Genomic DNA, 20783 nt, shown 5'->3' on the forward strand with positions numbered 1-20783 from the left:
AGGCCGATGTTGCGGGGACGTTAACGCAGGGACGTTAACGCGGGCACAACACCCGTGCCGTTACGATCGGTGCCATGACAATCCGCGTTCTCGTCGTCGACGACGAAAGCTACCTCGCCGACGCCATTTGTACTGCGCTGAACAGCGCAAACATGCAGGCCACTGCGGTCTACGACGGTGCCACCGCGCGCTCGTCGATCGACGATATCCGGCCCGACGTCGTCGTCCTGGACCGCGACCTTCCGGGCATCCACGGCGACGACATCTGCCGCTGGGTGGTCGATACCCAGCCGGCGACGAGGGTGATCATGCTGACCGCCTCGGGGGCGCTCGACGACCGTCTGGCTGGGTTCGACCTCGGCGCGGATGATTACCTGCCCAAGCCCTTCGAGGTCCCGGAGCTCATCGCGCGGGTTAATGCGCTGGCCAAGCGAAACCTGCCGGTACGCGGCGAAGTCTACCGGTGTGGCGACGTGCGGCTGGACACCTTCCGCCGCGAGGTCACCCGGGGTGGAGTGGCGGTGCCCTTGAGCCCGAAGGAGTTTGCCGTGCTAGAGGTCCTCATGGAGGCAGCCGGTGGGGTGTTTTCCGCCGAGGATCTGCTCGCGGAGGCGTGGGACGAGAATGCTGATCCCTTCACGAATTCCCCGCGCGTGACGGTCTCCCATCTGCGCAAGAAGCTGGGCGAGCCGCGGATCGTGCATACCGTGGCAGGTGCCGGTTACTACGTGGCGGAGGTGCCGCGATGAAGTTGAGTTTGCGGGCACGGATCACCGTGGTGTTCTTGGGCACCGTCCTGGGCGTGGGGTTGGCGCTGATTGGACTGGTGTACGCCTATTTGAAGCTCACGCCGGTGCCTTTCATGGCGCAGATCCCAACCCCGGATGAGGGGCTGGTCATCGACGGTGCGGTGCCGATCGCCGATGAGGTTTTGCGCCGCGTGTTGGTGGCTTCCCTGACGGTATTGGCATTGCTCACCGCGGTCGCTGGGGTGATCGGTTGGTTCGTGGCTGGGCTCGTGATTAAGCCGCTTCGGGATTTTGCGGACGACGCCGCGACCGTCACCCGGGGTGATTTGAGTGCCCGCATCAGCCACCAGGGCCCTGATGACGAGGTGGGCGAGCTGGCAGATGCGCTGAATGCAATGCTCGACGAGCTGGCGGATGGCCTCGAGCGGCAACGCCGCTTCGCGTCGAACGCCTCCCACGAGCTGAAGACTCCGATCGCGACGATCCAGACGATGGCTGATGTGGCGCTAGCCAGCGGTGATGAGCAGATACTGCGGGAGACGCTGGGACGAGTGCGCGAGGTCAACGCGCGCGCTGCCGATACCGTGGCTGCCCTGCTGCAGCTGGCGAACGTGGACGTCCGGGATCGCCAGGAGGTGGATCTGGCCGCGCTGTGCCGTGACATCGGTCGTGGGCAGGGTGTGCCGGTGACGGCGGAAGCGCTCACGGTGGCTGCCTCCCCCACTCTGGTGCGTCAGGCGGTGGAGAACATGGTGTGCAACGGACTCACCCACGGCGAAGATCCGTCCGTGACGGTGGCACAGGCGGGTCGGAACGCAGAGATCACCGTGGAGTCAGGTGGGCCGCAGCTGGACGCGGCGGAGGTCCGCACGTGGGTGGAGCCCTTCGCACGGGCGCAGCGGACCGCGGGGGCCGGCCAAGGCCTGGGGCTGGCGATCGTCGATGCAATTGCGAAAGCCCACGGCGGTTCGGTGGAACTCAGGCCGCGGGCTCAAGGTGGGCTCGCCGTGACGCTGCGCCTGCCTGCTTAGGGTGCTAGCGCAGCTGAGGAGCGCTTCTTAGGCTTCGAGCACGTAACGCAGGATCTCGACGACCTGGTCGGTGGTGGTGCACCACGCCTGTGCGGCGGCGTCGACTTCCTTGAGCGGGTGGACGATGTCCTCGCCATGCAGCGTGACATAAGGCTTGTCCAGTGCCGCACAGTAACCCGCGTCGAAGGCGGCGTTCCACTGCTTGTACTGATCCCCGAAGCGGACGACGACCATGTCGGCCTTCTCGATCAGGGTGCGGGTGCGGATGGAGTTGACCTTCGAGGACTGGTGATCGCGCCAAAAGCCCGCGGGTGCCTCACCCAGGTGGTCGCCGGCGGCGTCGCTGGCAGGGTGATCGGTCACCGGCGCGGTGAAGACGACGTCGAGCCCGGCGGCCTGCGCGCCGCGCTGGATCTCTCCTCGCCAGTTGGTGTGGATCTCGCCGGACAGGTAAACGTTGAAGCTCAAGGCCACTTCTCCTTAATTTTTGGGCATTGACCTTGGAGTTTACGCGGATGTGTGAGGGAAATCTGCTCGATCTCGCCAATGATATTGCCCTCCGTTGTCAGGTAGGTAGACCGGGCTACCTACCTATCAAGGAGGTGCGACATGACTCTAGGAGCAGCGCGAGAGAGGTTGCTCGATGCTGCGACGAAACGTTTCTACGCGGACGGGGTGCATGCGACAGGTATCGACACGATCACGTCCGAGGCCGGGGTCGCGAAGAAGAGTCTTTACAACAACTTCTCCTCCAAGGCAGAGATCGTCAGCACCTATATCGATTCGCGCCACGAGGAGTGGCTCGACCTGTATCGACAGCACACCGCGCAAGCGTCGACAGCCAGGGACCGAGTCATAGCTGTGTTCGACGCATACATCGACCACGCGAACGACTCCTACGGCAATGACTTCCGAGGTTGCGGACTGCTCAACGCAGCCGCCGAGTTCCCGGCAGGACACCCTGCACGCTCGTCCGTCCGCGCGCACAAGGAAGAGGTGGAGAGGCTTCTCGCTGAGAACCTGGAACCCATGACCACCGAAGCCTAGCCTCTGCAGCAGGTCGAACACCTCAGCTTCCTCCTCGAAGGAGCGGTGGCACGCGCGGGCCTCGAAGGCATCCCGGAGCGCCTGGAACACGCACGGGCTATCGCAATGCGGATACTGGAGGCACTGTGAAGCGAATCTCTCCCACCGGCGTCCTCGCAGTGCTCCCTTCCTGTAGGGCACCACTGGGACTGCGGCGACCTTCGCCCCGTCGGTCGGACCGCTGGCCATGGGGCGGCCGCGCTCGGCATCGGCGGAATCCTACAGGCAGCCATTGCCATCCCCTCGCTTCGTCGGGGAAAACGCGCACTGTTTGCCCATCGTGGAACTGTTCTCGCCGGAGCCGCAGGTGTGTTGATCTACCCGCTAGCCTTCTACAGCTCGATGCACCTGGCTGGCGTCGCGGTCGGCACTGTCATGTCCCTCGGATCTGCCCCGATCGCCTCGGGTCTTCTGGAACGAGTGATCGAGCGCCGCAGGCTCAGCGGCTGGTGGATGCTCGCCGCCGCACTCGGCATCGCGGGCAGCGCAGTACTGAGCGCTGCGAAAATGTAAAACGCCCCCAGCGAGGCACTCCCTACGGTCGCCGGTATCTTCCTCGGCCTGATTGCTGGTGCGACCTACGCCTTATACTCGTGGAGCGCCCACCGCCTGATGAACAGCGGTATCGGGCGCGCACCCGCGATGGGCGCGATTTTCGGACTGGGTGGCATCGCACTGATGCCCATACTTCTGCTCACCGGCGCACCGCTCATCGCTTCCACGCAAGCCATGATGGTCGGGCTCTACATGGCGCTGAACCCCATGTTCCTGGGCTATCTACTCATTGGTTATGGGCTCACGCAGGTCGCTCCAAGTGCTGCGACAACACTCACCCTCGCTGAGCCTGCGGTCGCCACCTTGCTGTCTGTGGTCATTGTCGGAGAGCGTCTCCCCGCGATCGGTTGGGGCGGGCTCGCGGGCATTTGCGCCTCGCTTCTCATCCTCTCACTTGCACCGGCGACACAGGAGCGCACCTCCGAACCGCAGGTTCAAGCGAGCTTTCGATAGGTCAGAAAAGCTGAACCGTCGAACCTAAGAAGACCACCGGCGACCCCGCTAGTGCTCCGAAGCCCCGGCTCGAACAGTCATCTACTGACTTGCCCCAGTCTTGGACGTTGGACTTGAAGTCCACGACGTGTCGTTGCAAAGTCACCTTCTCATTTGTGAATAGCAGCTAGAAACCACCACACCTCGCTATGCACGGCAAACATAGAGTGCGTACCAGGTAGCCTCAGTCCCCGCGGCTCGTGCAGCAGCATCCTTTAACAAGACATACATGGGATCCGCCCCACATACGGTTAATTCAAGCTTCCGATACCGCCCAAGTGGTCCGTTGAAACTTAAACGAACGGTCCGTGCGGAACGCTCGGCAGTAAACAGGCTTTATTCCACGCAGAGGCGGGCGCGAATGCATCAAACATCCTGCCTGCTACCCCCGCGTTCTACCAGTCCGACCACCTGCCGATGTACGATACCTGGACGCCGATGTGGGTGTAACCGCTTGGCGCGTAGCATTGGCGACATGCGCATTTTCACCGTGGGCCACTCCAACCTCGAGTTCGAGGACTTCGCTGAAATGATCAAGGCTGCCGGTGCGGCATCCATCGTGGATGTGCGCAAGCTGCCCGGGTCCAGGAAGTACCCGTGGTTCAACGACGACCACCTTGCCGAACACCTTCCCACACGTGGCATCACTTACAGCAGAAGCGAGGGCCTAACCGGGCGGCGCAACGTGTCCCACTCGGTGCCGTTTGAGGTTAACGGTAACTGGCGTAACCGCAGCTTCCACAATTACGCCGACCATGCGCTGGGCGGTGAGTTCTCGGACGCGATCTCGCAGCTACGAGCGAACGCCGCCGAAACCCCCACTGCTATCATGTGCTCCGAGGCGGTGTGGTGGCGCTGTCACCGGCGTATCATCGCCGACCATCTCATTGCCCAAGGTGACGAGGTTGACCACATTATGGGCCTGGGTGCAGCCGGGGCGAAGGTGAGCGAGGCAACGCTCAACGACGGCGCAGTCATCGGCAACGATCTCCTCGTGCGCTACCCCGAGCGGGGCTAGCGCGTACACCAGATGCCAGGGGTGCGGAAACTCGGACTGCGACTCAGTCAGCCACGGTATCCTTCTCGGCCTGACCTCAGGCGAGACCTACGCCTTGTCTTCATGAAGTGCCCGCCACCTTACGAGCAGCAGCATCGGAGGCACACCAGCGGATAGCACGCTCAAACGAGCTTTAGGTTAGGAAATCTGAACCACTCAACCTAAGAAGACCACCGGGAACCTCGGTAGTGCCCCAAAGCGTCAAATTGAAAAACGTTCTACTGCCCTGCCACAGCCCTAGACGTTGAACTTAAACTCCACGACGTCGCCGTCGGACATGATGTAGTCCTTGCCTTCTTGGCGGACCTTGCCGGCGGATCGGGCTTCGGCCATGGAGCCTGCTGCGTCGAGGTCTTCGAAGGAGACGATTTCGGCCTTGATGAAGCCCTTTTCAAAGTCGGTGTGGATAACACCGGCTGCCTGCGGGGCGGTGGAGCCTTGACGGATGGTCCACGCGCGGGATTCCTTCGGGCCAGCGGTCAGGTAGGTCTGCAAGCCAAGGGTCTTGAAACCAGCGGTAGCTAGGGTTTGAAGGCCAGGTTCGGTCTGACCGACAGACTCGAGAAGTTCAAGTGCCTCGTCCTCGTCGAGCTCAAGCAGCTCGGTTTCGGTCTGCGCGTCTAAGAAGACTGCATCGGCAGGCGCAACTAGCGCACGGAGTTCTTCCTTCTTCGCGTCATCGGTAAGGACCTCTTCATCAGAGTTGAAGACATAAAGGAAAGGCTTCGCCGTCATCAAGTGCAGGTCACGCACGAGCGCGAGGTCGATCTCGCCGTTCTTGGCAGCGGCAGACAAGGTGCGGTCATCTTCCAAGATGGCCTGCGCTTGCTTTGCGCCTTCCACCTGCTCAGCCAGATCCTTGTTCTTCTTGGCTTCCTTCTCCAGACGTGGCAAAGCCTTTTCGATGGTCTGCAGGTCCGCCAGAATCAACTCAGTGTTGATAACGGAGATGTCCGAGGTTGGGTTGACCTGGCCATCAACGTGGATGACATTCTCATCAGAGAACGCACGCACAACCTGACAGATGGCATCGGCTTCGCGGATATTAGAGAGGAAGGCGTTGCCCATGCCTTCGCCTTCCGATGCGCCCTTAACGATGCCGGCGATATCCACGAAGGAAACCGTCGCCGGCAAGATGCGCTCGGAGCCGAAAATTTCCGCAAGGCGTCCCAGGCGAGGATCAGGCAATTCAACCAGGCCGACATTGGGCTCAATGGTGGCGAACGGGTAATTCGCAGCCAAGATGTCAGAACGGGTCAGGGCATTAAACAAAGTGGACTTGCCAACGTTGGGCAAACCGACAATTCCAAGTGTAAGACTCACGCGGACAATCCTAACGCACACCAATGCGGGTGTGGCAGAATGGGCGGGCTGTAGCCTAAATCTTTAATTTTTAGTGCAATATAGAAGCGTGAGTTCAAAAGATTCTCTAACACCAGATCCGAGCGGCGGTGAACACCACATGAGCACAGAGCACAGCGATGAAAGCACTGCTCAATCCACTGATGCAGCACAAGTTGCGCAGGCTCAAGAAATGACCGCGCGTGAGCTGGAAAAGTTACAGCTCAGTGGCAAGTTTGACCACACCACTGATGTGGAACGCTTAGCAGTTATCTCTCCTCATCCCCCAGGCGATCAAGTCGACCGCATGGTTGTAGCAGGCGGAATGATTAAGTCCGCTTCACTGTGGGCGATTCGCCTCGTTGTTATTGGTTTCTTTTTATATCTGCTGGGCGAAATCATCGGCAGCTTCTGGCGAGGTATTTTGCCAGTTGTCTTGTCGTTAATTGTGTGTACGGTGCTCGCACCGGTCGCCTCAACGCTACGTAAGTTCAAGGTGCCTTCAGCACTAGCGGCAATCATCAGCCTCTTGCTTTTTGTATTCATTGCCGGCGGCATCTTTTCCTTCGTCGCGCCTGATTTCGCCCGCCAATCCCAGTCGCTGTATCTGCAAGCCGTTGAAGGTATCCAGCGTCTCCAGCTTTGGGCACTGGGGCCGCCATTAGAACTTAATGCCGCTGATATCGGCAAGTATGTTGATGAAATCGCTAATTGGATTCAGCAGCAGGCAGGCTCCATCGCCGGGTCGTTTATCTCCGGTGTAGGCACTGCCACCAGCGTCGTTATCACCTTGGTTGTGATGACGGTGATGACGTTTTTCTTCCTCAAAGACGGACATAAGTTTCTCCCCTGGATCCGTCAGGCCACCAGTCGTCGCGCTGGCTGGCACCTCACGGAGGCGCTTACCCGCGGCTGGAACAGCCTTGGCGGATACATTCGCGCACAAGCTCTAGTGTCTTTGATCGACGCGGTATTCATTGGCCTTGGCCTATTTGTCATCGGCGTGCCACTGGCAATGACTCTTGCGATCATCACCTTCGTGGCTGGCTTCATTCCGCTGGTTGGTGCCATCGTTGCCGGTGCTTTGTCAGTATTAATTGCGCTGGTATCGCTGGGCTTTACCGAAGCACTTATCGTCTTAGGCCTGGTCTTGCTGGTGCAGCAGCTGGAAGGCAATGTTCTTTCTCCGTGGCTGCAATCGAAGGCTATGAACCTCCACCCTGTTATCGTGCTGGTTTCCGTCACGGTAGGTGGTGCGCTCTTTAACCTGATCGGCGCATTCCTCGCGGTTCCCGCGGCGGCCATGATCGCGGTGTTCTACCGCTACATCCAGGACATGTTGCAGTTGCAGTCGGGAGAGAAGAAAGCCAGCGACATCGAATTCGCTACTGTTGCGGGATATCTTGCAGGCCGCTACAACGAGGCTCAAGGCGCTCACCGCCGCAAACTGCTGTCAGAGCTTCCAGAAAACCTCCATTCCCCAGCCGTCGCTTCGGCCATCTCCGATGTAAACAACGACGGCTTAGGAGATGCGCTAGAGCAGCTTGTCGATGTCGACGCCACCCCCAGCAATACTGCCGCCAATCAGCCCAAGGGAAAGATCGAGCAGGCACGCGATTTCTTCGAACATTTACTCGATCCACGCGACCGCGATCGTTAGCTTTGTCTGTTGCGTATGAGACAGTAAGTACATGAGTTCTGCAATGCCAATCACGCTGCTATTTGTCGGTCTCTTCATCGGCCTTGTACTGGGCGCAGCACTGGGCTGGTTTGTGCATAGCTCCCGCACTTCTGTCCTTTCCTTGAGCCAGCCACCTGCCGGTGACTCTGCTGATACCGCAGAGTTCGCCTTGTCTGTGAATAAGTCCGTCAATCAATCGGTTGCGCAAACCATGGTTCCGCTGGAACGCGCGATGGAAAAGCTGGGCTCGCAGTTACAAGAATTAGAGTCTGAGCGCGTCAATGCCTTTGCGCAGCTATCCAGCCAAGTACACACCATGTCGCGAACCTCCACCCGCCTGTCCGACCGCACGGATCAACTGGTCACGGCGTTACGTTCTCCCAATGTCCGCGGCCGCTGGGGTGAGATCCAATTGGAGCGAGTCGTCGAGCTCGGCGGGATGGTCAAACACGTTGACTTTGACTCCCAGGTCACTGCTTACTTAGGAAATAAAGCTGTCAGGCCTGACTTGGTGGTCAACTTGTCATCTCAACGTCACATCGTGGTCGATGCCAAGGTTCCATTTTCGGCTTACCTGGATGCCTTGGAAACATCCGATCCGGAAGAGCACGCAGCTTATTTGCGCCGCCATGCGCACATGGTGCGCACCCACGTGCAACAGCTTTCACATAAGGACTACATTGAGGCATTCTCCCCGACCCCGGAGTTCGTTGTTTTGTTCACGCCGGCAGATCCGTTCTTGGACGCTGCTCTCGGAGTAGACCCCGAGCTTCTGGAATACGCTTTTGAGCGCAACGTGGTCATCGCAACGCCCACAACACTATTCGCGCTCTTGCGCACGGTGGCCTTGGGTTGGCGGCATGAGGATATCTCCGATAAAGCACGGGAAGTGCAACGCCTTGGCAGCGAGTTGTACTCGCGGCTTAATACCGTCGGTGACCATTACAACCGCGTTGGCCGCAGCTTGGAAAAGGCAGTGGAGGCCTTCAACTCCACACTGTCTTCGATGGACTCACGCGTGATGGTAACCGCGCGCCGATTATCAGAAATGGATATCCCTACCCGCACGGATAAGCGCCCCACGAACCTTTCGCCGGTGACAGCTGCTCCAGCGAAGGCCAGCACCGAAACCACCACTGACTTCAATGATGACGAAGGTGGGACTGATCTCTTCGGCATGAATTCGGCCGGAAGTTAAGGATTTGGCGAAATGACAAGGTAGACTCTCTCACCGTGTCCCATGTCAATACCCAATCACACCCAGTAAGTAGCCGCGCCGAAAAGGGCTTCGGCGCGTTGCCCGTGTGGACGAGTATTGCTGTCATTATGGCCGCCCTTGTGACTGGATTGCTTATTTCTTCCATCACAGCTTCAGTGGGCTGGCCTTTTTTGATCTGCTTTATCCTCGGCGCGATCGCAGCCAGCTTGATTGTGCACGTCCGCGGTTTATTCCTAACCGTTGCGTCCATTCCACTGTTATTTAGTATCGCTATCTTCATAACTTCGTGGGTAGTTTCGCGTGCATCGGCCGGCGAGGGCTCGCCAATGTTATCCGCGACCATCTTGGTGACCTCGGCATATCCACTGCTGCAGGTCTTTCCGCATTTGGCCATCACGTTGCTGGGATGCATCGCTATTGCGGTACTCCGCCTATACCGCGCGAAGCAAAAGGCTACGAGCATTAGCTCTAAAGAAATGGTTAATCGCCGGACGATGGCCGAATCTAATCGCCGAAATACTCAAACCACTTCGCGTGCCCGCAAGACTACGGAACGTCTATCCGTGGCGGAATTGGTCGAGCGCAGCAAAAACAATAAGCGCACGCCGCGTCCGCAATCGCGTCCTGGGGTAGATTCCAAGACCACGAGCCCTGAAACTCCTAGCTCAGGTGCCGCTGGGCGTACTACCCTGCCTCCTGCGTCTTCGCCTCGTGCGTCGTCTCGTCGCGGCACTGCTAGCGAGGTTCGCTGGGTCCGCTCCACTGATGCTTCACGCCGCACCGCGCGCCGTGATGTGTCATCTCGTGATGGTTCTTCCCGCGAGTATCGCCACGGAGACATCGCTGGGCGCTCTGGCTACGCTTCCCGCACGGGTCGTCGGGTTAATGAAGCGCAAAGGAATCAAGAGCGCGCCCGCCGTGCACAGTCTGACACTCGCCATGCCACCGATGGCGCAGTCAATGCAGCTGGTTCGGATCGCACCTCTCGCGCGCGTCCAGACGCTCGTCTGCGCCCCGATCCACGGCGTCGTGCAGGCGATGTACAAAAGACCGTTAAGCGCCCTACTCCGCCCACAGACGCGTCATCGAAGCAAGCTCCAGCTCCAGATGCGGCCGATAATCGCAAGCGCGCTCCCCGTGCTCTGGATGAAGACCTCTACGGCAACTAATTAAACCTTCAGTTTAAAAGGATCAGCCCCATCTTTAAGAAGATTTACTCTTCTCGAAGATGGGGCTGATTCCTATCTGCATCTTTAGCTGAAGGCGTATCGCTTAAGTCTTACACCTTCAGGCCAAGTATTAAGCCTCAGCGTTGGCGCGCTCACGTGCCGCAGCGTTGCGTGCCTTCGCAGTGCGTGGTGGGCGCAGCTCGCGTGGCAAGGAGAACTGAATGGTCTCCGTCGTGGTCGTGACTTGCTCCACGTTGTTGAAGCCGCGCTCATCAAGGAACTCGAGAACCTCACGTACCAACAGTTCCGGAACGGAAGCACCACAGGTAACGCCGACGGTCTCGACGCCTTCCAGCCACTCTTCTTTAATCTCAGATGCGTAGTCGACTAAGTAAGAGGTCTTGGAACCAGCATCGAGTGCCACTTCAACCAGGCGCACGGAGTTCGAAGAGTTGGTGGAGCCCACAACGATCATCAGGTCACACTTCGGCGCGATGGCCTTGACGGATTCCTGACGGTTTTGCGTTGCGTAGCAAATGTCATCTGATGGCGGGTTTTCCAAGTGTGGGAAACGCTCGCGCAAAAGATTCACGATGGAGATGGCCTCATCCACGGACAAAGTCGTCTGTGACAGCCACACCAGCTTTTCATTCTGCAGCCACTCTGGGAGCTTTTCTACGCCTTCCACGCCATCTACCAAGTGGGTGACCTCCGGCGCGTGACCGGCTGTGCCTTCTACTTCTTCATGGCCTTCGTGGCCGATCAATAAGATGTGGTAGCCATCGCGCTCAAAACGCACAGCTTCACGGTGCACCTTTGTCACCAAAGGGCACGTCGCATCTAGGGTTAATTGCTTGCGGCCTTCGGCCTCTTGACGCACAGCTGGTGAAATACCGTGTGCGGAAAATACCAAGTGAGCACCTTCTGGTGCTTCAGATGCTTCTTCAACGAAAATGACTCCGCGCTTAGCCAAAGACTCAACAACATATTTGTTGTGAACAATTTGCTTACGCACATACACGGGTGCGCCGTACTTGCTCAATGCCTTTTCAACTGTCTCAACTGCACGATCCACACCGGCACAATAGCCGCGGGGTGCCGCCAGGAGAACGTTCTTTCCTGCCTCAGTCATGCCCCTAGACTATCTCAGGTGCCGCTAAAACAATAGACTGGGTGATTATGCACCAAAGTTCGTTACGCAATCGGGGAGGTCACACGTGACGCAATCCGTAAATTCCCCAGAAGCACCGTGGCCGGTTGGTAAGGTAAACGACCAGGTCAAAGGGTGGATTGAGAAGCTTGGATTCTTGTGGGTCGAGGGGCAGCTGACCCAAATTAATATCAAGTCGACGTGGAAGTTGTCTTATCTGACGCTGCGCGATGTCGAGCAGCAAAAATCTGTTCAGTTGACGTGTCCCACAGATTTGGTGCGCAACCTTCCCACGCCGCTTAAGGACGGCGACCGCGTGGTGGTCTATGGCAAGCCTGCGTTTTATGCCGGCCGCGGAACCTTTAGTTTGTGGACCACGGATATCCGCCACGTTGGCATCGGTGAGCTTCTTGCCCGCATCGAAGCCTTGCGCAAACAACTCACGGCCGAAGGGCTTACGGACCCGGCGCGCAAGAAGCCACTGCCCTTTTTGCCCAAGAAAGTTGGGCTGATCACCGGTCGCGGTTCGGCGGCCGAGCGCGATGTACTAGCGGTGTCACAAGACCGATGGCCGGCTGTGCAATTTCGCGTCATTAACACCGCTGTGCAAGGCACCGGTACGGTTGCACAGGTTATCGATGCATTGCAGCTTCTCGATGTAGACCCGGACGTCGATGTCATCATCATCGCCCGCGGCGGTGGCTCTGTCGAAGACCTTCTGCCCTTTTCCGAGGAAGCTTTGCAGCGAGCTGTCGCTGCAGCACACACCCCGGTGGTCTCTGCCATTGGCCATGAGCCGGATAATCCAGTGCTGGACAATGTCGCCGATGTCCGCGCCGCCACGCCTACCGATGCCGCCAAGCGGGTTGTCCCCGATGTCGCCATTGAGTATGACCGCATCGCCGAAGCACGTGGACGGATGGCCGCTGCCCTACGTGGGTGGGTTGAGCGTGAACGCCGCGGCGTGGCGCAACTTCGCTCACGCCCAGTGCTTGCGGATCCGATGCGTCCGATTACCGTACAGCGCGAAGAGGTCTCGCGACTGCAGCAACTGATGCGGCGTGATATCCAAGTCCTGCTAGACCGTGAAGCATCACGGGTCAGCGCGCTTCGCTCCCAGGTAAGCGCTTTAGGACCTGCAGCAACCCTTGCACGTGGTTATTCTGTGGTCCAGGTACTTCCACGTGATGGTTCCGAGGCTGAGGTAGTCACCAGCTACCAGCAGGCCCCACCAGGCGCGCAAATTCGTGTCCGCGTCGGCGACGGTTCCCTCTCGGCTGCTGTCTTGGACGCAGGCCCCTCCGATTAAAATTTTTCACTCCTCCACAACGTAGAAAGTAAACCTTATGGCAACTGATTCTTTTGGCACCGGCACCCCAGGCGAGGATGCATTTCCAGCCATCGACACGTTGAGCTATGAGCAAGCTCGCGATGAGCTTATTGAGACCGTGAAGATTCTCGAGCTGGGACAAATGAGCCTGGATGAATCTCTTAAGTACTGGGAACGCGGCGAAGCACTTGCGAAAGCGTGCGAGAACCACCTCGATGGCGCCTCCAAGCGCGTGGAAGACGCATTAAACGCCCGTGCCGCAGGCAGCGAATCTGCCGATAGTGCCGTCGACAATGCCGTCGAAGATTCCACCAACACCGACTTCTAGCTATAAGAAAGAACACAACTTCCCCATGCAGATTTTTGCTTACCCCGGTGACCGCGTTGATTTCATCTCCAAATCCGCTTCAGCAGGCGCGGTCGAATTTGGCGACCCCATTGGCTTGATTGAAGAATTCTTTGGGCCCGCGCACACCAAAACTGACCTTCAAAATAAAGAAGGGCACCAGGAGCTGACTTATTACAACGGTTCTTTAAGCTTTGAGTTTAGCGTCGGCAAGCTTTATGCGATCACCGTAGAACCAGCGTTGTCGAAAGAAAAGATTGAAATCTTTGTCGACCGCGAGCGCGTTTCCGGCCCTGTCGGCGAAGCTGCACAAGAGCGCACGGAGCAAGTCGGAGTCACGGCTAACTACGGGGACGTGCTAGAAAAGATTCGCTTCACAGCGCGGAATATTTAACTATTCCGCGCCGAAAGCAACTAATGAGATGCGTCGATGCCTGCATCAGCAGCGCCGATGTCGACCGGGTCAACTGCCAAGAATGCGCGGACTAATTCCTCGAAGTCCGCGTCAGGCGCAGTACCGGTAAGCAGTACGCGTTCATCTTCCAAGTCGAACGCCCACACTTCACGCACATTATTTTCCGCGCTAGAGGCCACGGTTACGTCTTGGCCGTCGATATTTACCGTTTCGGTTTCTTCGCGGAAGTGCTCGTCGAAGCTGGAGATGGCATCGTCAAGCGAAACTTGCGTCTGCCAAGACGACAAATATGCCTCCCCTGGCGTTACCCACCCGACAACGGAAGCTGGCTGCTGTGCAATGCCAGCACGACGTGCGGAATTAGCTACCCAATCCTCTGGCACATCGGGAACGCGAATGGCACCTTGCGCACCGCGAGCTTCCATATCTAAGAATGCTTCGCCGTCGACTTCCCGAACAGCAGACAAATCAGAAGTTTCTGGGTTGATGGTGCACAGACCGGTTGTTCCGACAACCGCGACCATTCCCACAACAATCACTCCGAGCGACAACATCATGTCCCGGCCGTTTTCGAAAATCTTTGGTTTATCCTCGCCCGCCATGCGCATTAGTATCGCACGCCCTGATACAAAATAGGTAACCCACTCGGGGTGTCTTTAAGCACCTTGTCTGCACGTGCTTGCTGTGACGGTAGCCCTGGTGCCCCACTTTCGGGGGACTATTCGGGGATGCTGAGGTTGGGAAACATGGAATAATAGTGGGGTCAATGGGCATACTTGAAATGCACGTGCCAAATTGACACACAAGTTGACACACGCTGACACAGATTAACCAATGAGGAAGGCCTTCTAACCGATGACAAATACTGCTGGAGATCGTGAACTTCCAGACCGCAACCTCGCTATGGAGCTGGTGCGCGTCACCGAAGCTGCAGCACTAGCCTCTGGTCGGTGGGTTGGCCGCGGCATGAAGAATGAAGGCGACGGCGCAGCAGTCGATGCCATGCGTACGCTCATCAACTCCGTATCCATGGACGGCGTAGTTGTTATCGGCGAGGGTGAAAAAGATGAAGCCCCAATGCTCTTCAACGGCGAACATGTAGGCACCGGTGAAGGCGCAGGGATGGATATCGCAGTCGATCCTGTCGATGGCACCCGTTTGATGGCTGAAGGCCGCCCCAACGCGATTTCTGTCATCGCCGCTGCTGAGCGCGGCACGATGTACGACCCTTCCGCTGTGTTTTACATGAATAAGTTGGTTGTCGGCCCAGAAGCTGCCGGCAAGGTAGACATCAACAAGCCTGTTGCCTTCAATATCAACGCTGTCGCAGAAGCCAAGGGCCTTCGCCCGCAGGAAGTTACCGTTGTTGTGTTGGACCGTCCACGCCACGATGAACTCATCAAGGAAATCCGCGAGGCCGGTGCCAAGGTTCGCCTCATCATGGACGGCGATGTTGCAGGTGCAATCGCCGCTGCGCAGGACTCCAACTCCATCGACTTGCTCATGGGCATCGGTGGCACTCCAGAAGCCATCATCACCGCTTGTGCACTCAAGTGCATGGGCGGCGAAATTCAGGGCAAGCTGTGGCCAACCGACGAGGAAGAAGCTGAGCGTGCTCGCGCCGCCGGCCACGACCTTGACCGCGTGCTGTTTACCAACGACCTGGTCACCTCCGAGAACTGCTACTTTGCAGCTACCGGTGTTACCAACGGTGACATGCTCGACGGTGTTTCCTACCGGGCAAACTCCGCAACGACCCGCTCCATGGTCATGCGTTCCAAGTCCGGCACCGTGCGCTACCTTGAGTCCATTCACCAGCTGTCCAAGCTGCAGGAGTACTCCGTAATTGACTACTCCGACCCTGCGTCGAATCCCGCACAATAGGATTTGGCTAGGCTAGTAGGCAAGCCCCGCGCCCAATGTCAGGGCGCGCGAGCCGAAAATTAGCCATTTGAAGGCGCAAAGCCTTAAAACCCCAGTAGCGCGATACATGCCTGCTGGGTGCATTCCAGTTAAATAGATTTATTCTCTCTACAAAGAAGGTGGATTTCATGACTGAATACCGCATCGAACATGACACGATGGGCGAAGTACAGGTTCCTAAAGACGCACTGTGGCGTGCACAGACCCAGCGTGCAGTTGAGAACTTTCCAATCTCGGGCCGTGGCTTGGAGTCTGCGCAGATCCGCGCAATGGGCCTTCTGAAGGCTGCATGTGCACAGGTCAACAAGGATTCCGGTGCATTGGACGGCGAAATCGCCGACGCCATCATCGCTGCTGGCAAGGAAATCGCCACCGGCAAGTACGATGCTGAGTTCCCAATCGATGTTTTCCAGACCGGTTCGGGTACCTCTTCCAACATGAACACCAACGAGGTCATCGCTTCCCTAGCCAAGCAAAATGGCGTTGAGCTGCACCCTAACGACCACGTGAACATGGGCCAGTCCTCCAACGACACCTTCCCAACCGCAACCCACGTGGCTGCAACCGAAGCTGCCGTCAACGACCTCATCCCAGGTTTGAAGGTCCTGCATGAGTCCCTTCTGAAGAAGGCTCATGAGTGGAAGGACGTTGTTAAGTCCGGCCGCACCCACTTGATGGATGCTGTTCCAGTAACCCTCGGCCAGGAATTCTCCGGCTACGCTCGCCAGTTCGAGCTGGGCATCGAGCGCATCGAAGCAACGCTTCCTCGCCTGGGCGAGCTCGCTATCGGCGGCACCGCTGCTGGTACCGGCCTCAACACCTCCGCTGATTTCGGCGCAAAGGTCACCGAGGAGCTTAAGAAGCTCACCGGCATCGACGAGCTCTCTGAAGCTAAGAACCACTTTGAGGCTCAGGCTAACCGCGACGCTCTCGTTGAGTTCTCCGGCGCAATGCGCGTTGTTGCTGTCTCCCTGTACAAGATGGCTAACGACATCCGCCTCATGGGCTCCGGCCCACTGACCGGTTTCGCTGAGATTCACCTGCCTGACCTGCAGCCAGGTTCTTCCATCATGCCGGGCAAGGTCAACCCTGTTCTGTGCGAGACCGCAACCCAGGTTTCCGCACAGGTTATCGGCAACGACGCAGCTGTTGCTTTCGGCGGCACCCAGGGCCAATTCGAGCTCAACGTCTTCATCCCAATGATGGCACGCAACGTTCTCGAATCCTCTCGCCTGCTGGCTAACACCGCTCGTGTATTCGCTGATCGCCTTGTCGATGGCATCGAGCCAAACGCTGAGCGCATGAAGACCTTCGCTGAGTCTTCCCCATCTATCGTTACACCGTTGAACTCTGCAATCGGCTACGAGAATGCAGCCAAGGTTGCTAAGCACGCGTTGGCTGAAGGCATCACCATCCGCGAAGCTGTCATCAACCTCGGCTTCGTTGACGGCGACAAACTCACCGAAGAAGAACTGGACAAGCGCCTCGATGTTCTGGCCATGGCCAACACCGACCGCGACAACTTCTAAGCTTCACTTTCCCGCTTAGTTACCAAAGAGCACCAGCCACATTGTTGGCTGGTGCTCTTTTCACTCTCCAGCCTCCCCTTTGTCACCGAACCCAGCCCATTGTCCCCTTCGCGCTCACCAGAATCAGTCGCCTCGCCAGGACGCTTTCGCCGGTGAGCGCGAAGGGTACACATCGCTGAAATCTATGGGCAGATGTCCCGCCAAGCACCGCCGAGCTCCAACGCAATTTGAACGCTAGGTGCCCAAAACACTCGCAACGCGCCCCATGTACGCTTCGCGCTCACGGAAAGCCCGCCATTCACGAGAAAGCTAAAGCCGGTGAGCGCGAAGAGACCATCGCCTCAATGCTGACGCGACGTCGTCGCAAACCGTCCAAAACCATCTCAAACTGTCAATAGCCGTCACTAGCCGTCACTAACTATCGACGGCTCGCAGCACTACCCCGCTCGGACGGCGCCGATGATAGGCAGGCGCATGCATCGCAAAGCTAAGTGTGCGCTTCGCGCTCACCAGAACCAGTCGCCTCGCCAGGACACTTTCGCCGGTGAGCGCGAAGGGGACGCGGTCAGTTTGAACGAGACGGCTAAGATTACTGCCATGCCTGAAAACATGCCGGATGCACACAACTCGAACCTTCCCAATCAGCAACGGGTGGAGAAAGCCGAGAGCAGTAACCAAAACTCTTTTGAACAATACAAGGGTTCAAAAACTGTGGACCGGTGGATGTGGATCGTTGGAGTGCTGGTCGTGGTGCTCGCGGTTGTGGCGGCATTGTTCGCGTGGATTCGTTCAAACGCGGAACCGGAACCAACGCCGATGGTGGAGCGGGGCGTGGTGGAGGTGGATTCTGCATCGCCAGTTGAGAAGCTTGATGGCGGATTCGTCGGGACTTTCGCAGGTAAATTCAATGCGGGGCCGGAAAACGCGTGGAACGGAGTCATCTCCTTTGCTGGCACGACCGCTGTGTTGGTGTATCCAACCACCGGATGCCAGGCGCTTTTAACGCTGATGGAACCTGAGGCAGGCGAAGAAAGCGTGGTCACTTATGACACACAGGCACTAAATAAGAAGTGCGTAACCGATGGGTTCTGGGAGTTTGAAGAAGATGCCGGACAACTATCGGCGCAGTACTTCGAAGAATCTGCAGCTGGCGAAAAAGAGCTTAAGGCAGCTGCTTCCCTGACGCGTAGCTTGGATGACCTGGTGGAAAATTCCCAACAGTGATCAAAACCATTCAGTTTGATCGAGATACATAATTTCACACAACTTGCACTTGGTGCAAACTTGCACGGGGTGTAACATTGCATGCTGTGCAAGAAGTTAATGACAATGAAGAAGACTCCCTCCCTGGCAGTGACCTCGGGTTAAGGGAGCAGAAGCGATTGGCAACCAAGCATCGCATCGAAGACGCCGCGACACGGTTGGTTGATGAATCGAGCTTTGACAAAGTAACAATTGAAGAAATTTGCGAAGCCTCCGGGATTTCCCGACGCACCTTTTTTAATTATTTCAGCACGAAAGAAAGCGCCGTTATTGGCGCGTCCTCGGAACCGTTGACGGAAAAGCAACGCAATGACTTCTTGAATGCTGACGCCAGCAATCTCCTGCAGCTGATGGTTGAGCAGATCAAACAACACTTGGAGTCTTCTCACCAGAGTCAAGCGATTCACGACCGTCGTCAGCGAATCTTTGCGGATCCGGATGTCGCGGTCCGCGCAATGGCGTTTCGCAAGGAACGCTCACGGGAAACCATGGAGCTAATTGCCCAACGTCTTCGGGAACATCCTGAAGAACAACGCGCCCCGGAATTGGATCCGGAAACAGAGGCGATGCTGCTGAGCGGATTCATTCGCGAAGCCACCTGGATGGCTATCTCACGACCCGATCGTGATTGTGCACTGCCAGTGGGTGACCGCATCTATCGCGCGATGGAATTGATAAAGAATTACACGAAAGGACTGGAATGGTAGCTAAAAACTCCACCCCAAGCACGGCCGGCCACGCCAGTGCTCACACTGCGGAAGAATTCCCAGTGGCCAATGCTGAAATGGCAACGCCTTCAGCAATCGACCCAAACCACGGTAAAAAGACCGCGGATAACGTCGGCATTATCTTCGCTGCCTTGATGCTCACCATGCTGATGAGCTCTTTGGGGCAGATGATTTTCGGTTCCGCTCTGCCAACCATCGTCGGCGAGCTCGGCGGCGTGGACCAGATGAGCTGGGTAATTTCAGCATTTATGGTCACCATGACCATTGCTATGCCACTAGCCGGTCAGCTCGGTGACCGCATGGGCCGCAAGTGGGTCTACATCTCAGGTATCTCCATTTTCGTTATTGGCTCGACGCTCGGTGGCTTTGCCAATGGCATGGGCATGCTGATCACCGGACGTGCAATCCAGGGCTTCGGTGCCGGCATCATGATGATTTCCTCGCAGTCGATTGTGGCTGAGGTTGTCTCCGCACGTGAGCGCGGCAAGTTCATGGGTATTATGGGCGGCGTCTTTGGCGTCTCCTCCGTACTGGGTCCAGTTCTCGGTGGCTGGTTCACCGATGGTCCCGGTTGGCGTTGGGGCCTGTGGATCAACATTCCACTGGGTCTGCTGGCAATTATTGTCTGCGCTTTCGTACTGAAGCTGCGCGTGGGCGAGCAAGGCTTTAAGGGCTTTGACTGGATGGGTTTTGCGGCCATCGCAATCACGACCAGCACCCTGATTCTGCTCACCACTTGGGGCGGAAGCGAATACGAGTGGACTTCCCCAACTATTTTGTCCATGGCTGCCGTAGTCATCGTCGGCGCGCTGCTCACCGTGTTCATTGAGTCGCGTGCATCCCAGCCGCTGATCCCGGTTCAGCTATTTAAGAACCGCAACATGGTTTTGACCACCCTCGCCGGTACTGTTTTGGGTCTGGCCATGATGGGCGTGCTCGGCTACATGCCAACCTACCTGCAGATGGTGCACACCCTGACGCCAACTGAAGCAGGCTTGATGATGATCCCGATGATGGTCGGCATGATCGGTGTCTCCACTGGTGTTGGCTTCATCATCGCTAAGACCGGCAACTACAAGTACTACCCCATCGCGGGCCTGGCCATCACGGCGTTTGCTTTGTGGTGGATGTCCCAGATGACCGTTGAGACTTCATTGACCGGTATCGGAGTTCGCTTCCTTGTATTCGGTGTCGGCTTGGGCTTTGTCATGCAGGTACTGGTGCTGATTGTTCAAAACTCCTTCCCTGTATCGCAGGTCGGTACTGCCACGGCGGCTAATAACTTCTTCCGCCAGATTGGTTCGGCATTGGGTGCTTCCATCGTGGGTTCGATGTTCATTCACAATATGCAGAATGAGATGGCTACCCGTTTGCCTAATGCCCTTGCATCGTTAGGCAAGGAAGGCGCCGCTATTTCGCAGCAGTTCCAAGGTGCAGATGCCGCCAACTCCTTGACTCCGCACGCAGTCGCAGAGCTTCCCGATGTCCTCCGTGACGCTATCTTAAATTCCTACAATGACGGTCTGACCCCCGTGATTGGCATGATGGTGCCACTGGCCATTGTTGCAATGCTGATTTTGTTCCCACTGCGCCAAGAGCGCTTGAAGGAAACCATCGAATAAGAAATTTTCTCCAAGGGAAATTTCTTACGTGAGTGGTTCCGGTAGGACAGCCGCAAAGAAATAAACGCTCTGCAAGATTCTGATTGACTCAGTTTCT

General features: G+C 57.4%; 22 protein-coding genes. 17 read left to right on the plus strand and 5 right to left on the minus strand.

The window, feature by feature from the left end; translation table 11 throughout:
- Positions 1-74: 74 nt before the first annotated feature.
- Both CSTAT_RS08630 and CSTAT_RS08635 read left to right on the plus strand, forming a co-directional pair.
- Positions 75-749, plus strand: coding sequence for a response regulator transcription factor (locus CSTAT_RS08630; RefSeq protein ID WP_066795079.1), 675 nt, complete (start codon positions 75-77; stop codon positions 747-749).
- The gene (locus tag CSTAT_RS08635; RefSeq protein ID WP_075723121.1) at positions 746-1780 is read left to right on the plus strand and encodes an ATP-binding protein; all 1035 of its coding nucleotides are present in this window, start codon (positions 746-748) and stop codon (positions 1778-1780) included. The genes CSTAT_RS08630 and CSTAT_RS08635 overlap by 4 nt, the downstream gene beginning before the upstream one ends.
- A gap of 27 nt (positions 1781-1807) precedes the next feature.
- Here CSTAT_RS08635 and CSTAT_RS08640 read toward each other — a convergent pair whose 3' ends face one another.
- Complete coding sequence (locus CSTAT_RS08640) at positions 1808-2248, minus strand: YtoQ family protein (RefSeq protein WP_075723878.1); 441 nt, start codon at positions 2246-2248, stop codon at positions 1808-1810.
- A 141-nt stretch (positions 2249-2389) separates the two neighbouring features.
- On the opposite strand from CSTAT_RS08640, the gene CSTAT_RS08645 reads away from it, so the two are divergent.
- From CSTAT_RS08645 to CSTAT_RS13655, 3 genes are all read left to right on the plus strand, one after another.
- The gene (locus CSTAT_RS08645; RefSeq protein WP_244892822.1) at positions 2390-2827 is read left to right on the plus strand and encodes a TetR/AcrR family transcriptional regulator; all 438 of its coding nucleotides are present in this window, start codon (positions 2390-2392) and stop codon (positions 2825-2827) included.
- Positions 2828-3175: 348 nt separating this feature from the next.
- Complete coding sequence (locus tag CSTAT_RS13650; protein ID WP_211272997.1) at positions 3176-3379, plus strand: hypothetical protein; 204 nt, start codon at positions 3176-3178, stop codon at positions 3377-3379.
- 51 nt (positions 3380-3430) lie between these two features.
- Positions 3431-3874, plus strand: a complete 444-nt coding sequence (locus CSTAT_RS13655) for an EamA family transporter (RefSeq protein ID WP_244892936.1) — start codon at positions 3431-3433, stop codon at positions 3872-3874.
- A gap of 1 nt (position 3875) precedes the next feature.
- On the opposite strand, the gene CSTAT_RS13490 is transcribed toward CSTAT_RS13655, so the two are convergent.
- A complete protein-coding gene (locus tag CSTAT_RS13490) occupies positions 3876-4019 on the minus strand; it encodes a hypothetical protein (RefSeq protein ID WP_153301077.1) in 144 nt (47 codons plus the stop codon).
- A gap of 369 nt (positions 4020-4388) precedes the next feature.
- On the opposite strand from CSTAT_RS13490, the gene CSTAT_RS08655 reads away from it, so the two are divergent.
- Positions 4389-4931: a DUF488 domain-containing protein gene (locus tag CSTAT_RS08655; protein ID WP_075723122.1), complete on the plus strand. Its 543-nt coding sequence runs from the start codon at positions 4389-4391 to the stop codon at positions 4929-4931.
- Between the two features lie 276 nt (positions 4932-5207).
- Here the strand turns inward: CSTAT_RS08655 and ychF are convergent, their stop codons facing one another.
- Entirely contained in the window at positions 5208-6293 is a 1086-nt protein-coding gene (ychF, locus tag CSTAT_RS08660; RefSeq protein ID WP_066795094.1) for a redox-regulated ATPase YchF, read from the minus strand.
- Between the two features lie 211 nt (positions 6294-6504).
- Between ychF and CSTAT_RS08665 the strand changes: the two genes are divergently transcribed.
- The 3 genes from CSTAT_RS08665 to CSTAT_RS08675 are packed head-to-tail and all read left to right on the plus strand — an operon-like array spanning position 6505 to position 10380.
- Entirely contained in the window at positions 6505-7971 is a 1467-nt protein-coding gene (locus tag CSTAT_RS08665) for an AI-2E family transporter (RefSeq protein WP_066797761.1), read from the plus strand.
- Positions 7972-8002: 31 nt separating this feature from the next.
- On the plus strand, positions 8003-9190 hold the full coding sequence (locus CSTAT_RS08670; protein WP_075723123.1) for a DNA recombination protein RmuC: 1188 nt from the start codon (positions 8003-8005) through the stop codon (positions 9188-9190).
- 35 nt (positions 9191-9225) lie between these two features.
- Entirely contained in the window at positions 9226-10380 is a 1155-nt protein-coding gene (locus tag CSTAT_RS08675; protein WP_075723124.1) for a DUF6542 domain-containing protein, read from the plus strand.
- Between the two features lie 130 nt (positions 10381-10510).
- Here the strand turns inward: CSTAT_RS08675 and CSTAT_RS08680 are convergent, their stop codons facing one another.
- Entirely contained in the window at positions 10511-11512 is a 1002-nt protein-coding gene (locus tag CSTAT_RS08680) for a 4-hydroxy-3-methylbut-2-enyl diphosphate reductase (protein ID WP_066795103.1), read from the minus strand.
- Positions 11513-11597: 85 nt separating this feature from the next.
- On the opposite strand from CSTAT_RS08680, the gene xseA reads away from it, so the two are divergent.
- From xseA to CSTAT_RS08695, 3 genes are read left to right on the plus strand one after another with little or no spacing between them, the layout of a single operon-like run.
- Positions 11598-12839 carry an exodeoxyribonuclease VII large subunit gene (gene xseA, locus CSTAT_RS08685; protein ID WP_075723125.1) on the plus strand — a complete coding sequence of 414 codons (1242 nt, stop codon included), beginning with the start codon at positions 11598-11600 and terminating at the stop codon, positions 12837-12839.
- 37 nt (positions 12840-12876) lie between these two features.
- Positions 12877-13188, plus strand: coding sequence for an exodeoxyribonuclease VII small subunit (locus CSTAT_RS08690; RefSeq protein WP_075723126.1), 312 nt, complete (start codon positions 12877-12879; stop codon positions 13186-13188).
- Between the two features lie 25 nt (positions 13189-13213).
- Positions 13214-13600: a hypothetical protein gene (locus CSTAT_RS08695; protein ID WP_075723127.1), complete on the plus strand. Its 387-nt coding sequence runs from the start codon at positions 13214-13216 to the stop codon at positions 13598-13600.
- Between the two features lie 20 nt (positions 13601-13620).
- On the opposite strand, the gene CSTAT_RS08700 is transcribed toward CSTAT_RS08695, so the two are convergent.
- Positions 13621-14223, minus strand: coding sequence for a DUF4245 domain-containing protein (locus CSTAT_RS08700; RefSeq protein WP_075723879.1), 603 nt, complete (start codon positions 14221-14223; stop codon positions 13621-13623).
- A 253-nt stretch (positions 14224-14476) separates the two neighbouring features.
- Here CSTAT_RS08700 and glpX point away from each other — a divergent pair, with 253 nt between their 5' ends.
- From glpX to CSTAT_RS08725, 5 genes are all read left to right on the plus strand, one after another.
- Positions 14477-15505, plus strand: a complete 1029-nt coding sequence (gene glpX, locus CSTAT_RS08705; RefSeq protein WP_075723128.1) for a class II fructose-bisphosphatase — start codon at positions 14477-14479, stop codon at positions 15503-15505.
- Between the two features lie 167 nt (positions 15506-15672).
- On the plus strand, positions 15673-17073 hold the full coding sequence (locus tag CSTAT_RS08710; protein ID WP_075723129.1) for a class II fumarate hydratase: 1401 nt from the start codon (positions 15673-15675) through the stop codon (positions 17071-17073).
- Positions 17074-17643: 570 nt separating this feature from the next.
- Positions 17644-18297 (plus strand): lipase, encoded by a 654-nt coding sequence (locus CSTAT_RS08715; RefSeq protein ID WP_244892823.1) that lies wholly within the window; start codon positions 17644-17646, stop codon positions 18295-18297.
- Between the two features lie 86 nt (positions 18298-18383).
- Positions 18384-19043 carry a TetR/AcrR family transcriptional regulator gene (locus CSTAT_RS08720; RefSeq protein ID WP_075723881.1) on the plus strand — a complete coding sequence of 220 codons (660 nt, stop codon included), beginning with the start codon at positions 18384-18386 and terminating at the stop codon, positions 19041-19043.
- Complete coding sequence (locus tag CSTAT_RS08725) at positions 19037-20686, plus strand: MDR family MFS transporter (protein WP_075723130.1); 1650 nt, start codon at positions 19037-19039, stop codon at positions 20684-20686. The genes CSTAT_RS08720 and CSTAT_RS08725 overlap by 7 nt, the downstream gene beginning before the upstream one ends.
- The last annotated feature ends 97 nt before the right edge of the window (positions 20687-20783 follow it).

This window comes from Corynebacterium stationis (assembly GCF_001941345.1).
In the GTDB taxonomy this organism is placed as follows: domain Bacteria; phylum Actinomycetota; class Actinomycetes; order Mycobacteriales; family Mycobacteriaceae; genus Corynebacterium; species Corynebacterium stationis.